Origin of the sequence: Microvirga massiliensis (assembly GCF_001006805.1) — a bacterium.
Taxonomy (GTDB): Bacteria; Pseudomonadota; Alphaproteobacteria; order Rhizobiales; family Beijerinckiaceae; genus Microvirga; species Microvirga massiliensis.
This window is the reverse complement of record NZ_LN811361.1, coordinates 173059-187004: the sequence shown is the minus strand read 5'-3', so window position 1 is coordinate 187004 and position 13946 is coordinate 173059. Positions and strand designations below refer to the sequence as shown.

At 62.7% G+C, this 13946-nt stretch carries 13 protein-coding genes and 1 tRNA gene; 7 read left to right on the top strand and 7 right to left on the bottom strand.

The genetic code is table 11. The features are described from left to right. Nucleotides 1–104: 104 nt before the first annotated feature. Both glgX and otsA read right to left on the bottom strand, forming a co-directional pair. Nucleotides 105–2198 (bottom strand): glycogen debranching protein GlgX, encoded by a 2094-nt coding sequence (gene glgX / locus BN1233_RS30485; protein ID WP_046867417.1) that lies wholly within the window; start codon nucleotides 2196–2198, stop codon nucleotides 105–107. A 2-nt stretch (nucleotides 2199–2200) separates the two neighbouring features. Further along, nucleotides 2201–3640, bottom strand: a complete 1440-nt coding sequence (gene otsA, locus BN1233_RS30480; protein ID WP_244470812.1) for an alpha,alpha-trehalose-phosphate synthase (UDP-forming) — start codon at nucleotides 3638–3640, stop codon at nucleotides 2201–2203. A 558-nt stretch (nucleotides 3641–4198) separates the two neighbouring features. Here otsA and BN1233_RS30475 point away from each other — a divergent pair. After that, nucleotides 4199–4492 carry a DUF2934 domain-containing protein gene (locus BN1233_RS30475; RefSeq protein WP_048708681.1) on the top strand — a complete coding sequence of 98 codons (294 nt, stop codon included), beginning with the start codon at nucleotides 4199–4201 and terminating at the stop codon, nucleotides 4490–4492. Between the two features lie 191 nt (nucleotides 4493–4683). On the opposite strand, the gene sciP is transcribed toward BN1233_RS30475, so the two are convergent. From sciP to BN1233_RS43470, 3 genes are all read right to left on the bottom strand, one after another. Next, nucleotides 4684–4959, bottom strand: a complete 276-nt coding sequence (gene sciP / locus BN1233_RS30470) for a CtrA inhibitor SciP (protein ID WP_046867416.1) — start codon at nucleotides 4957–4959, stop codon at nucleotides 4684–4686. A gap of 141 nt (nucleotides 4960–5100) precedes the next feature. Further along, the gene (locus BN1233_RS30465) at nucleotides 5101–5766 is read right to left on the bottom strand and encodes a flagellar hook assembly protein FlgD (protein ID WP_046867415.1); all 666 of its coding nucleotides are present in this window, start codon (nucleotides 5764–5766) and stop codon (nucleotides 5101–5103) included. An 11-nt stretch (nucleotides 5767–5777) separates the two neighbouring features. Further along, nucleotides 5778–7199, bottom strand: a complete 1422-nt coding sequence (locus BN1233_RS43470; RefSeq protein WP_048708678.1) for a flagellar hook-length control protein FliK — start codon at nucleotides 7197–7199, stop codon at nucleotides 5778–5780. Nucleotides 7200–7455: 256 nt separating this feature from the next. Here BN1233_RS43470 and mnmA point away from each other — a divergent pair, with 256 nt between their 5' ends. From mnmA to BN1233_RS30445, 3 genes are all read left to right on the top strand, one after another. Further along, on the top strand, nucleotides 7456–8613 hold the full coding sequence (gene mnmA, locus BN1233_RS30455) for a tRNA 2-thiouridine(34) synthase MnmA (RefSeq protein ID WP_046867414.1): 1158 nt from the start codon (nucleotides 7456–7458) through the stop codon (nucleotides 8611–8613). Nucleotides 8614–8640: 27 nt separating this feature from the next. After that, complete coding sequence (locus tag BN1233_RS30450) at nucleotides 8641–9285, top strand: class I SAM-dependent methyltransferase (RefSeq protein WP_046867515.1); 645 nt, start codon at nucleotides 8641–8643, stop codon at nucleotides 9283–9285. Nucleotides 9286–9429: 144 nt separating this feature from the next. After that, a tRNA-Met gene (locus BN1233_RS30445) sits at nucleotides 9430–9506 on the top strand. A 488-nt stretch (nucleotides 9507–9994) separates the two neighbouring features. Here the strand turns inward: BN1233_RS30445 and BN1233_RS30435 are convergent. Next, the gene (locus BN1233_RS30435) at nucleotides 9995–10723 is read right to left on the bottom strand and encodes an SDR family oxidoreductase (protein WP_046867412.1); all 729 of its coding nucleotides are present in this window, start codon (nucleotides 10721–10723) and stop codon (nucleotides 9995–9997) included. A gap of 145 nt (nucleotides 10724–10868) precedes the next feature. Here BN1233_RS30435 and BN1233_RS30430 point away from each other — a divergent pair, with 145 nt between their 5' ends. Next, a complete protein-coding gene (locus BN1233_RS30430) occupies nucleotides 10869–11261 on the top strand; it encodes a DNA-binding transcriptional response regulator (protein ID WP_046867411.1) in 393 nt (130 codons plus the stop codon). A gap of 156 nt (nucleotides 11262–11417) precedes the next feature. On the opposite strand, the gene BN1233_RS30425 is transcribed toward BN1233_RS30430, so the two are convergent. Continuing rightward, the gene (locus BN1233_RS30425; protein WP_342341676.1) at nucleotides 11418–11819 is read right to left on the bottom strand and encodes a cupin domain-containing protein; all 402 of its coding nucleotides are present in this window, start codon (nucleotides 11817–11819) and stop codon (nucleotides 11418–11420) included. An 851-nt stretch (nucleotides 11820–12670) separates the two neighbouring features. Here BN1233_RS30425 and BN1233_RS30420 point away from each other — a divergent pair. Both BN1233_RS30420 and BN1233_RS47450 read left to right on the top strand, forming a co-directional pair. Next, nucleotides 12671–13177 (top strand): hypothetical protein, encoded by a 507-nt coding sequence (locus BN1233_RS30420; RefSeq protein ID WP_046867409.1) that lies wholly within the window; start codon nucleotides 12671–12673, stop codon nucleotides 13175–13177. Nucleotides 13178–13823: 646 nt separating this feature from the next. After that, on the top strand, nucleotides 13824–13946 hold a 123-nt coding region (locus tag BN1233_RS47450; RefSeq protein WP_046867408.1), incomplete at its 3' end, for a transposase.

Here is a 13946-nt window from a genome sequence, read left to right as displayed (position 1 = left end):
CTCCATCAGAGCGATATTGCTTCAGGCGGGATTGCTGGTGGGCGGAAGTCTCTGTCTCTGAATAGGTGTTTCAAAAAACCGGGCCGGTCACTCCGGGCCTTACTCTAGCCGCCATGCTGGAACAGGACGAGATGACGAGGCTCGAGCGGGAACGATCCACCGGGTTTCAGAATCTCGGGAGCGTCCCGGACGAGTCCTTGGGACAACGCCGTATCGAAGATCTGGACCCATGAACCGTTCGGAAATTCCTTCGAGAGGTGAAACTCGATCGGATCCGGCGCGGCATTCAGGAGAAGCAGAAAGCGCTGCCCATCTGCCGCATCGTTCCCGAGCTGCATGCCGATGGTGCGCCGGAGACCGTCGTTCCAGTCCTCGATTGTCATCTCGCGTCCTTCGGGTGCGAGCCAATAGACGTCCCTGAGCCCGTTTCTCGGAACGATGGCGCCGGTCAGGAAGGCGCGCCGCCGGAAGGCATCGAAGCGACGACGGAGAGTGATCAGCGATCGCGTGAAGGAAAGCAGGTCGGGATCGAGTTCGGCCGTTTCCTCCCAGTCGAGCCAGCTGGTCTCGTTGTCCTGTGCATAGGCGTTGTTGTTGCCGTCCTGCGTTCGCGAAAGCTCGTCACCCATGAGAAGCATGGGAACCCCCTGCGACAGGAACAGTGTTGCAAGCAGGTTGCGCTTCTGGCGCGCCCTCAGTTCGAGAATCTCCGGGTCGTCCGTGGGCCCCTCTACGCCGCAGTTCCAGGAGAGATTGTGCGGATGGCCATCCTGGTTGTCTTCGCCATTGGCTTCGTTATGCCGTTCGTTGTAGCTGACGAGGTCCTGAAGCGTGAAGCCGTCGTGCGAGCACACGAAGTTGATCGAGGCCCAGGGATGGCGTCCCGATGGCTCGAAGATCTCCCGTGATCCGGTCATGACCTGGGTCAGCCTCGGAAGCTGGCCGGGATCATTGCGCCAGAAGGACCGGACCGTGTCGCGGAACTGATCATTCCACTCGCTCCACCCGGGCGGAAACCCGCCCACGCGGTAACCGCCTTCGCCGACATCCCAGGGTTCGGCGATGAGCTTCACGCGGCCGAGCACCGGATCCTGGCCGATGGCGCGCAGGACGCCTGCGCGCTCCGAGAAGCCGTAGGGCTCGCGGGCGAGGCTCGTCGCGAGATCGAAACGGAAGCCGTCGATGTGATAGTTCTCGACCCAATGCCGGAGCGAGTCGAGCACCATCTGCAGGACACGCGGGTGATCGAGATTCAGGGTGTTGCCGGTGCCTGTCGCATCCCAGTAGAAGCGCGGATTTTCCGGAGAGAGCTTGTAGTAGCTCGCGTTATCGATGCCCCGGAACGACAGCGTCGGGCCGAGTTGGTTTCCCTCGGCCGTGTGGTTGTAGACGACGTCGAGAATAACCTCGATTCCCGCGTCGTGCAGCGCGCGTATCGCGCTCTTGAATCCGATGACGCCGGCCTCTCCGAGATAGCGCGGCTCCGGCGCGAAGTAGGCGAGCGTGGAATATCCCCAGTAGTTCCGGAGACCTTTCTCGACGAGAAACCGGTCATCCGAGAAGGCGTGGATCGGCAGCAGTTCGATGCTCGTGATGCCGAGCTTCACGAGATGCTCGACGATCGCCGGATGCGCAAGCGCGGCAAAGGTTCCGCGGATCTGATCCGGAATGCCCTCGTGCAGGGCCGTCAGCCCCTTCACGTGGGCCTCGTAGATCACGGTATCAATCCACGGGGTTCGCGGGGGGCGGTCATCGCCCCAGTGATAGGCCGGGTCCTCGACGATGCATTTCGGCATCATCGGTGCACTGTCGCGACGATCGATCGTGAGGTCGCCGCGGTGAGCCCCCGGGCGGTAGCCGAACAGGGCGTCATGCCAGCGGATTCGCCCCTGCAGGAGGCGTGCATAGGGATCGATCAGGAGCTTGTGCGGGTTGAACCGATGGCCAAGACGCGGCTCATAAGGGCCATGGACACGGTAGCCATAGAGCTGGCCCGGGAGGATGCCGTGAACATAGCCGTGCCATATCTGATCCGTGCATCGGGGCAGGGTGATCCGTGCAATCTCGCGCCGGCCCGACGGATCAAACAGGCATAGCTCGACACGCTCGGCGTGCCGGGAGAACAAGGCAAAATTCACGCCCTTACCGTCCCATGCCGCACCAAGCGGCAGGGGGGCGCCATCATCGAGGCGATACATGTTCAGCCCGGCATGGGTGCCGTGCGGGCGCGCGAGGACGACTTGCGTCGACCGGGCTCGACAGGACCGGCGGCGGGCGCTCCGGCGACCAGATCACTGGCCAGAGCGTTCAGAAAATTGCGACACCAGTCGTCGACGCCGTTGGCCTGCAGCCGTGCCATCATGGCGCTCCAGCGATCCCTCCGTTCCTGGAGCGACATGTTCAGCGCTCGTGCGATCGCGGCCGCCGTCCCTTCGGTGTCATACGGGTTCACGAGAATCGCTTCTTCGAGCTCGTACGCGGCGCCCGCGAAGCGCGACAGGATGAGCACCCCGGGATCGTTGCCGTCCTGAGCGGCGACGTATTCCTTCGCGACGAGGTTCATGCCATCGCGCAGCGGCGTGACGAGGCCGACGCGCGCCATGCGATAGAGGCCCGCGAGCGCCCTGTGTCCGACGGACCGGTTGACATAGCGGATCGGAGTCCAATCGACCTCGCCGAGATTGCCGTTCGTCCAGCCGGCGTGCTCGGCAATCTCATGCTGCATGCGTTTATATTCGGGCACCTCGGAGCGAGATTTCGGAGTGACCTGCAGATAGGTCACGCGATTGCGAAAGCCGGGATTCGAGCGGATGAAGCACGAGAAGGCCTCGATCCGTTCCCGGATTCCTTTCGAATAGTCGAGGCGATCGACGCCGATGATGAGCGCCCGATCGCCCATGCTCGAGCGCATCCGGCGCACCAGTGGATTCTGCTGTGCCGCTCGGGCAGTTTCCGAGAATGCGGCGTGATCGATGCCGACGGGAAAGACGCCGATCTGGAAGCGGTGATCGCCGACCTTGTAACTTCCGCCCTCGATCGGTTGGCCGATCTTCTCGCGGATGAGGCAGCCGCGGAAATTGTCTGCGTCCTGCGGCGTATGAAATCCGACGACATCGTAGGACGCGAGCCCTTGAAGAAGATCACAGTAAGCTGGGAGGGCACTCGCGATGTCCGACGGAGGCCAGGGGATGTGAAGGAAGAATCCCATCCGGTTGCGGAATCCCAGCGCCCGGAGTTCGGCGGCGAGCGGGATGAAATGATAATCGTGAATCCAGATCACGTCGTCCGGCCGCAGCAGCGGCGCCAGCGCCTGCGCGAAGGCGCGATTGACGCGAAAATATCCCTCCGTGTGATTGCGATCGATCTGCATGAGATCGAGCCGATAGTGGCAGATCGGCCAGAGGGCACGGTTCGCGAAGCCGCCGTAATAGAGATCGAAATCGCGCTTCGGCAGATCCATGACCGCGAAGGTGATATTCCCGGACTGCACGATCTCCGGCGGGTCGGGCGCGCGGTCCACGGTCTTGCCGGACCACCCGAACCACAATCCGCCATGGCTCCTCAGTGCGCCCTCGAGGGCGACCGCGAGGCCACCTGCGCTTGCAGTCCCGTCTTTCGTCGAGGGAACACGATTTGACACGACGACCAGCCGTGGGCCTGACTTGGACCCGGACCTGGCATGCCTTTCGGGCTCCTCCGGCGTGCCGTTGAACAGTTGCTTTACAGACGGCGACCCACCTGACTCGACTGGCAGGATAGAGGGACGATCCGCCGTTACCACTGATACCTCACGATCACTGACCATCGGATGGAACCCTCGACGAGAGGGGTGAAGGCAGAACACTCCAGTGGAGGAGTCTGTTCCGGCAGCCAGCCTCCGAAAGCGATGGGGCCGGAGAGGGGCTTGGACTCATATGGGCGGCTCCGGTGCTGTTGCTCGATGTTTCAGGGATCCGCTTTGCGTGAGACCTATAGACAAAAGAGCCAAGCTTCAAGGAAAGTCGTCGATCGCAGATGCACTCTCTGTGCATCGTGGCGGCGAGATGATCCGGATGCAGGCCGGCAGACTGCGCCCGCTTTTCCCGATGATGGGTGATTGACAGGAATCAGGAACCGATTCAGTTCTTCTCTCCGATCGAGCGAAGACCTTGCGCATCCGGACCCGCGTCGTCTGGCGCAAGCCGGATGGTGAATTTTCATGACTGATGACTTCGAACAATTGATCCGCGAGCGGGCCTATCAGCTCTGGGAGCAGGAGGGCCGTGTCGATGGCCGCGCCGAAGAGCACTGGCATACGGCACGCCGGGAACTCGCGGCTCGCCCGGAAGCGCAGCCCGTCGTAGATTCCGTTTCGCCAGCCGAGCCGGCTGCTTCGGAACCGGCTGCAAAGCGGCCGCGCCGCCGCGCCAGTCCTCAGGCTGCCGTCGCGGCGGAAGCGATCGCACCGAAGGCGCCGCGTCGGCGCCGACCCTCAACCCCGACACTGCAATAGCCGCGCGATGGACCGGGGCCGTGTGGCTTGCGGCTGGCCCAGGCCTTGACCGCAACGCATTCGGCACTCTCCGGATCAGGCTTGGCCGTCAATCCCTCCGAGAGGCAAACGAGCCGTATCGCGTTGCCGCGAACGCGCGAAAGCGCTGCTCGAAGAGCAGCGACTTCCGCTTCCGAGAGTTCCGGAACCGGTTACTGCCGGTAATGCTGAATGCGTGTGGTGCGCAGACCTGCGAGGCCGTGCTGGTCGATCGAGAGCTGCCAGCTGAGGAATTCCTCGGTCGTCAGCGTGTAGCGCTGACAGGCCTCCTCGAGGCTCAGGAGACCACCGCGAACAGCGGCCACTACTTCGGCCTTGCGGCGGATCACCCATCGCCGTGTGTTGGACGGGGGAAGATCCGCAATCGTCAGAGGGCTACCGTCAGGCCCGATGACATATTTTGCCCTCGGGCGATGAGGCTCGGTCATGATACGCTCACACAAACTCAGACTGACCTAGTCGTCCGTGACGTTAGGCCACGCTTCTTGAGTTTCCGTAAACGCCGACGCGTGCGCCCGATGTCGTTCCAAGACACTCGGTGATCGGCCGGAGAGGCTGGTTACTGCGTTCTATTCGCTTGCTCCCGCAATCGTCTTGACGTTCGAAAGCGGTACACTCACGCCGCCGAGCGAAAGTATGGGTTCTTCACCCGTCATGTCGACGCTGTCGACACGGCCCGAGATTTCCGTCTTGATGCCGATCGTCTGGCCCGTCGCATCGCGGCCCGTCACCGTGATCGTATAGCGTCCGGGCGGTGCGGACTGACCCGTCGAAGTGCGTCCGTTCCAGACATAGCTTTGCGCTCCCGCATTGAAGCTCTTCGTCTCGTTCGCGACCACATTGCCTTCGAGATCACGGATTGTGATCGCTGCCGAGGCTGCGCGTGGAAGGGTCAGGCGCCACTCGGCGCGACTGTTCTTCAACTCGCTCGTAGCGCCATCTGCCGTGATCTGCATGCCGACGAAACCCGCTGCCGTCGAGACGATCGAGGAGCGCGAGCTCGCGAGCAGGGCGTTCAGGGTTTCGTTCGACTTGATCTGCTGCTCGACGCTCGCGAATTGCACGAGCTGCTGTGTGAATTGATTGGTGTCGAGCGGCTCGAGGGGATTCTGGTTCTGCAACTGCGTCGTCAGGAGAAGAAGGAACGCGTCGAAATTCTGCGCGATCGTCTGCCGGTCCACAGTCTGTGTCCCGGTTGTGCCGGCGGCCCCGGCCGCTCCGATCCCCGCTGCCATGAAGGCCTCCCTTACACCCGAACGTCGATGCCATTGCGCCAGTGCAATGGCCGCGAAGCGGCTGCCGCCGCATTTTGGCTTTCAGCGTGCTGATCCGTTCCTTCGCGATCCGGCGTGGCTACGCTGTCGTCTCTGCGCCCGTCACGGGCTCCGCGCCCTTCGGGATCGCCGGCCTGGTCACGCAGGGTCAAATCGATCCCGCCTTCGGACGGCTTCAACCCGGCCTGTTCGAATGCCCGCTCCAAAGTGCGCGCATCGCGCTGGAGCAGGGCCAGTGTTTCGACCCGATCGACTGTGAGGTGGGCCTTCACCTCGCCATCGCCGCCAATTTCCAGCTGCACGTCGATCCGGCCCAACTCGGCCGGATCGAGACGGATCTCGAACCGGTTCAGGCCGGCCAAGCTCTTCAGGCCGATTTCGATCGGCACGGCTCCGAGCGGCATGGGCGGTGTGACGGGATGCGGCTTCTCGATGGCAGGAGCGGCATGGGGAGAGGCCCGTGTCGAGTCCGCTGCGGCACCAGGTGAACTCGTAGCGAGGAGCGCCGTCTGGATTCCGCGATCCTGCGCGGCGTCGGCGGCCTGCGTAAGGGCTTGGGAAGACAGGCCCTCCGGACGCGCGCCGCTATGCGACGGGCCGGAGCCTGGTTCGGGAGAGGGCTCGGTCGGGGGCCCCATGGGGTGTGAGCTCGTTCCACCAGAGTCCGGTTTGCTGCGCGCAGGCCCTTCGCCGGCGGCTCCGAGAGCAGCCTGGAGGCTGGTCTCGGTTTCCGGCAAGGCCGCCTCTGAAGAGGAGCCCGCCTGCACGTGCGGCGAGGCCGCTGGCGCCGGCCCGGTCGTCACGAGGCTTCTGGCTTCCACCTCCGGCGTCGGCACGGCCTGCTGCCCTTCGGGATGGCTCTCCGTCTCGGCCTGCTCCGTGATTTCGAGAGCGGTTGGGCCGGCTTCATCCACTTCCAGCTCGGCGAACTCGCTCGCGCGACTATTCGCCTCTTCGGACGCTGTCTCGATCGCGGGCGTGGCTTCGGGAGCGGCCTTTGCGACGCTCTCTTCGGCCTCTTCGGGGCACTTCGCGACCTTATCGCATGTCTCATTCCCGCTCTCGCGGAGCGGGTGGCCATCACGGGAGGGCTCGGCACGGCCGGCGCGTGGCACCGCATCGGACGGGCGGGCACTGTCGCGAGGCTTGTCCGGGCGCTGTCCACGGGTGGGCTCCCGCCTCTCGGTGCGCTCGGTCGAGCGAGACTCTGCCCGAGCCTGGCCAAAGGAGGAGGCTTCCGGCCTTGCCGGCAATGCCCGGCGAGCACCAGGCGCTTCCGGACGGTGCTCGGGGATCAGGAAGGGCTCCCGTGTTTTCGGAGCCGCGGCGCGCGATCGCGGCGTCGTCATCACCGGATCGAGCGGCAGGTTCGGGGAGGTCGTGGTCTGGCGCATGGCCCAACTTCTGGAGCAAGTCTTCGCTCACCAGGGGCAAGGGACGGGCCAAGGCCGGCATTGCGACTAAGACATTGATTTCTAATAAGAAGGTCGTGAGTGCTGTTCCCAGGCCAAATACCCTGACTCGGCAGGATCGGCCCGGCGCGGCAGATTTTGCCCGGTGTTGCCCTGGAACCCGAAGGGCCGGATCGCTATAGAAAGGCTGTTCAAAGCCTGCCAGGCGCCGCCTTGAACGGCGTTCCCGGACGGAGCCATGCTCAACTCGTTGGATCTCCCCTCCGATCCTGCCCAGACGCGCGTCGTCGTCGCGATGTCCGGCGGTGTCGATTCATCCGTCGTTGCCGCCCTGCTGAAGCGGGAGGGCTATGACGTCGTCGGAATTACCCTGCAGCTCTACGATCACGGGGCGGCGCTTCACCGAAAGGGTGCCTGCTGCGCCGGCCAGGACATCCATGATGCCCGCCGCGTCGCGGAGACGATCGGCATTCCGCACTACGTCCTCGACTATGAGTCCCGCTTCCGCGAGGAGGTGATGGACCGCTTCGCGGACAGCTACCTCTCGGGCGAGACGCCGATCCCCTGCGTGGAATGCAACCGCGCCATCAAGTTCCGGGATCTCCTCGCTACGGCACGGGACCTCGGGGCTGCGGCTCTTGCAACCGGGCATTACGTGGCGAGCCGTGCGCTCCCGGACGGCCGGCGCGCCCTCTACCGGGCAGCCGATCCCGAGCGCGACCAGAGCTATTTCCTCTATGCCACGACGGCGGAGCAGCTCGAACTCCTGCGCTTTCCTCTGGGCGAGCGCGGGAAGGACGAAACACGCGCCCTGGCGCGCGAGCTCGGGCTTGGCGTGGCGGACAAGGCCGACAGCCAGGATATCTGCTTCGTGTCGCAGGGCCGCTACGGCGACGTCATCGCGAAGCTTCGCCCGGGCGCCATCAGGCCCGGCGAGATCGTCCATGCGGATGGGCGGCTCCTAGGCCATCACGAGGGAATCATCCATTACACGGTCGGCCAGCGGCGGGGGCTCAAGCTGTCGATCGGAGGGCCGCTCTACGTGCTGCGGCTCGATGCCGAGAACGCGCGCGTGGTCGTCGGCCCCCGCGAGGCTCTCCAGACCCGCACCATTCGGCTCGCCGATGTGAACTGGCTGGGCGACACGCCCCTGGACGCCATCCGCACGGATGGCCTCGAGGTTGCCGTGCGGGTGCGTTCCACACGCGCACCTCGCCTGGCGCTGCTGCGTATGGGGCCTGACGGCGCGCAGGTCGAACTGCTCGACCCGGAGGACGGTGTCTCGCCGGGGCAGGCCTGCGTGATCTATGACAGCGATGCGCCGCGTGCGCGAGTTCTCGGCGGCGGAACGATCGCCCGGGCCGAGGCCATGGCGACGCCGGCGGCAGCAGCCTGAGACACATTCACCATGCAAGGATCGGGGATGACGGACGCAGCATCGACGACGGCGCTGATGCGCAAGGCCTATGCACGCTGGGCGCCGGTTTACGATGTTGTCTACGATAAGCTGACCGAGCCGGCAGCCCGGGCGGCCGTGGCCGCCGCGATGGCCTGCGGGCCGAAGGTGCTCGAGGCCGGGGTCGGAACGGGCCTGTCGCTCGGCTACTATCCTGCCTATGCGGAGGTCACGGGTGTCGACCTCTCGGAGGACATGCTCCGGCGCGCCCAGGAGAAGGTGAAGCTGCGGGGATTCTCGCACGTGAAGAGCCTGCAGGTGATGGATGTCACCAAGCTGCGTTTCCCGGACCAGACCTTCGATGCCGTGACGGCGCAGTTCCTCATCACGCTCGTGCCCGACCCCGAGGCGGCCCTCACGGAATTCGCAAGGGTGCTGCGTCCCGGGGGCGAAATCGTGCTCGCGAACCATTTCGGCCAGGAGCGGGGTCCGCTCGCGAAGATCGAGGAGATCTCCGCACCGCTCGTCGCCAAGATCGGCTGGAGCTCGGATTTCAAGGCGTCTCGCATCGAAGCCTGGGCGGCGCGCCACGGCGGCATGCAGGTGGTCGAGTTGAGGTCCCTGTTCCCGGCGGGCTTCTTCAAGCTCATGCGAGTCCGCAAGGTGACGTGATCCGGGCGGATGGGCCGGTCCGGGCGGGGGAACCAATGGCGCGACGCGCTAAGTTCTCGTCGCTCCCTTCCTTGACACCGCAGAGCCCTCTTCCCTATATCGCTCGCATCTGACACCGGGCGCCCGCAGGCGCCCTGGCCCTGGGGCGGAGTAGCTCAGTTGGTCAGAGCAGAGGAATCATAATCCTTGTGTCGGCGGTTCAAATCCGTCCTCCGCTACCATCGTTCCCCAACCTACGTTTTGAACCCCCAACCTGTTGGGATAACGACTACTACGGGTCTCCGCTACTGGTGGAGCGAGCACTGGATTCACATCTTCCCGGTCGTATCCGGACCTTTGACGGATATGCAGTTGCCGCACCGCAACAAACTTGCCAACAGACACTTGGACCCCCGCTGCTTCGTGGCTGGGATGTGGGCACGCTCCTCCTTCCGCAACTGGGTGGCGTAGAACGTGTCCTCATCGACGATCTTCAGGACACCGCCATCGAGCACGGAACCGACGGCTGCGGGGTGGATCGCGATATGAACGCCGACGGCGACCTGGAGGTCATCGTGGTCTTCGCCAGCGTCACTGATACTTGCACTTCAAACTCGCGCTTCCACGGGGATCAAGGCGGCCCGGAGGATCATCCTCCGGGCCATTTTTCACTCGGTTGCGGTCTTCTGTACGGCTCTCGACTACCCTGCGAGCGTCGGCAGTCGTAACCTCAATAAGTTGCCCGACCACCCGATAGATCGAAAACTGCGCCCGTGTTGAACGAGCACGCCTCTGAGCACAGCCACAGGACGAGGTCGGCCACCTCGTTGACGGTGCCCAGGCGCTTCATCGGGCTTTTCGCGATCATGGCTTCTACCATTTCACGGGCCATCTGCTCCAGGATGTCGGTCTTGATCGCGGCTGGAGCAACGCTGTTCACGCGGATGCTCGTGTCGGCCAATTCCTTGGCGAGCGACTTCGTAAAGGCGATCACGCCTGCTTTGGCGGCGGAGTAGGCCGAGAGGTTCGAAGTGCCTTCCTTGCCCGCGAGTGAGGCGATGTTGACGATCCGGCCCCAGCCCGAGCGCCGCATGACCGGCACGACCTGACGCGAGACCTCGAAGACGCCGGTAAGGTTCACATCGATCACGCGCCGCCATTGTACAGGGTCGAACTCCTCGACCGAAGCTGAGCCGCCCGTAAAGCCCGCATTGTTCACCAGGATGTCGATCCTGGAGGTCTCGGCGAGCATGCTCCCGATGGCACGCGCGATCTGGTCGGCATTCGTGACATCGACCGGGGCGAAACCCACACCGTCGAGGTCCTGGGGCGGGGCGATATCCCAGACCCAAGTCTGTGCGCCAGAGCCTGTCAGTTGCTCCGCAATGGCTCGGCCAATTCCTTTCGAGCCGCCCGTGACGACCGCTGTCCGACCCGACAGATTATATGAGACTGGCATGAGTCCATCCGAAATGGCGGACATGCACTATAGCTGGCAGAGGGAGAGCGTCGCCACTGCTCTTGAGTCTTCATTTCGGCGATGAAGGTGGGAACTCGTGCCGCTGGCAACGATTCCCTTAAGGGACCAGGGCGGGGGTTGCAGCATGGAAGCCCATGATTTTTGCGCACGCGCGACGGTTTTGCTGGTAGAGCATGAGCCTGTGATCCGCACGCGCGTGGCCGTCTTCTTGGGCGAGGCAGGCTTCGAAGTCGTCGAGGCGGAGAGCCCGGAGGCGGTGTGGAGCATCCTTGAGGCTCGGCCCGATGTGCGGGTCATGGTGGCCGATCTCGACGTAGCTGAGGGAACGGACGCCCTGGAGCTTGCGCGAAGCGTCCATCTCAGATGGCCCTCAATCGGGCTGGTAATAACCTCGGGCCGGGTTCGGCATCTGCGCCCCGCGGACGTGCCCGGCAACGGCAGCTTTCTCCCGCGCCCCCTTCCGGCAGACATCCTGCTGCACGAGGTCAGAATGGCTGCCCAGCAGCGCGCGGCCTGACAATTGGCCTGCCCGGGCATGCTTGGCCCGAACTATTATCGTTTCACTTCTCCCGCGACCGTCCACGCCCGCCGGATCACCTTCCATGCGTGCAGAGGTACGTGAAAATGGGTTGACAGGCGCACGCACCAATGCATCCGGGTAAGACGTGCCGTATCACGGCTGTCCGATCTCGCCCGGAAGCCAGCGTCGCCCTGCCTCGTGCAGGTCCTCGAAGGCGGCCTCGAACATGGGTGCGGCAAGCGTCGCTTCAATGTGCAGCACTGCCTCCCCGGTATTGCGAAAGCCGTGCTGGTAGCCTGCCGGAACGATCACGGACTGCCCGGCCGTTATTGAGGCTCGTTCCTTGCCGACCCAGACCTCAGCGTGACCTGCAAGTACGGTCAGCACCTCTTCCACGGCATGCAGATGGGTAGGTGCCCCACAGCCGGGATCGCACCATTGCTCGAAGACGCATAACTGTGCAGAGCCAGTCAGGACGGAAACCCGCATGCGTGTGAGCACACCCAGTCGCCACTCCTCCCGCTCCTGTCGCGCATGTTCGACGACCCGCATCATGTCCTCGCTCGATTACTATCCTAGCCGCCCGCCCGTTCAGAAAGCACGTGTCATGGTGAACTCCACGACCTCGCCGAGACCGAACTAAAACAGCGACAACCGATCCAATCTAGCTGGATGTCTGCACCAACGAGTTATCCGATCATCCCGCTTTCCTCTTCATGATCCGGCGCAGCACTTTCATCCACTCGGGCTTGAACACCCCTCCCAGAAGTCGATCGGCAAGCCAGTCGATCTCGCCTTTCAGTATGAGGCTGGTCTCCCTAGCCTCTCTCCGGCAGCCTCGACAGTCCGGTCCTGCGCCATTCCCACAATGATTGGACGAAGTGTGCGTCGATGATCGGGTAGGTGTCATCCCAGTTAAAGAATTATCCCTCGTTCTCCGCCCAGTTAGTCGCGCCAGAAAGCTTCTGGACATATCCATTGACGTTCAACGCGCCCACGGGCACCGGACCTTCAGCATTAGCCCTAGCTACGGTCTCGCGATCTCACGTATTGCGATAATCAGCTGTACTGCGCAGGCGATCGCCATCACTCTCATCCGATCTCGGTGAAATCCTCGATCCTCTCGGACACCTATTGTACCTGCTCAAAAGCCATTGGTGGAATTAATGACCGTGGGAACTGCTGACCGAATTACGCATCTACTTCTGGCGGAGGTCGGGCCTTTCGATCCGTATCGGCAGAACGAATAAACGGACAATCTGGCTCAAAGGGGGGCTGTCCCGCACTCTTAACACCGTCCGCTTGGGTTGTCGTGAGCCGACCTCCGGCGGTGTGATAGCCGCTCAACGAGTGAGACAGATATGTCCGCGATACGTGACAAGGCACGATAAATCCTGAATGCGGCTTTGCCGGGAGACAAGATCATCACGTCTAATGGTTCAACTGCCGACAAATATACCGAGATGACTGGTCTCACCCATAAGCGACTGATCGACAACTGGGCTTCTGGCGGCATCATGACGGGCTGCAACGGCTTCACCGGCTGGTACGGCACGAAACTGGGTTCAAAGAAATATCTGGGTGATTTTGATCTGAAGAAAATCGTCAGGGACGCAGGCAAGGAAAACGCCTGGATCAAGTCAACCAAGGATAACCGACCGCGATACGGTGATATTCTCCGACATGCCTCATTTCATGTCGATGTCGCACTCGATTTTGACGGTAATGTTTTTATCCGCGCTGCCGGAGGCCAAGGCGGCAAGGCAATGGGTTGCGACATCATCAAGCGCGTTCGGGGGAGGGGCAGCTACAACCCCGGCGCGCTGGAGAGTTGGATCGACATCGACCTCTACTTCGGTGATGACGACCGACCGGCACTGGTGCCCGACTGGAATTGGCTTATCGGTTGGTAGGAGGTCAAGGCCAGAGGCGAGATCTATTACTACTATTTTCCTTCTGGAATTGTTCAATACACGACAGGTCCAGCATTGTTGAACAGTGCCCGAACCTTGGAAACGAGGAAACTGGGAAATTCGGCATTGATCAATACCGGAATATCGTGATTACGTAGAATATCCCGGACTACCCGCGAGAAGCCCACTTGCCTGCCGTCCCCCAAACGTCGCTGCGGCTGCTGACCGGGATGCTACCCGATTATCCGACTGCATTGCCCTTCCCGGCTACCAAGATTGGACGGTAGTCGCGGAAACCTCGCGGCGATGCCCCCTGCGAGGAAGGAGCGTGAAGCGGTAAGAGCCATGGCTTGTCGTCCTCCACGAGCCCTTCCATGAATGGAAGTTTGAACACGATGTTTCTAGCGTCACCAGTCGCTTTGAAGTGGCAGATCTCGGGAACCGTGGTCTCCGAGTGAATTTCCTGGCACCGAGCCGATCTGAACTTAAAAGTGCAAGAGCCCGCGCGAGAGTTGCTCGAAAACCCAATATCTCGTGGTTTTGCTCAGGCCATCGCTCCTAAATGTTAGAGCCCGTCCCGAAAGGGGTTGAGTGGCCGTGGTTGACGTGATTCCGAGGGGTTGTCTAAGCCTTTTCTGGAACTGCAATGTGGACCCCGACCACTCGGCGGCAATATAGCCGCGATGGGTTGCGTTACGAAACGGATCTGACCGATGCCGAATGGGTTCTCATCGAGCCTCTTCTGCCACTTCCGTCCGAGCATGGACGC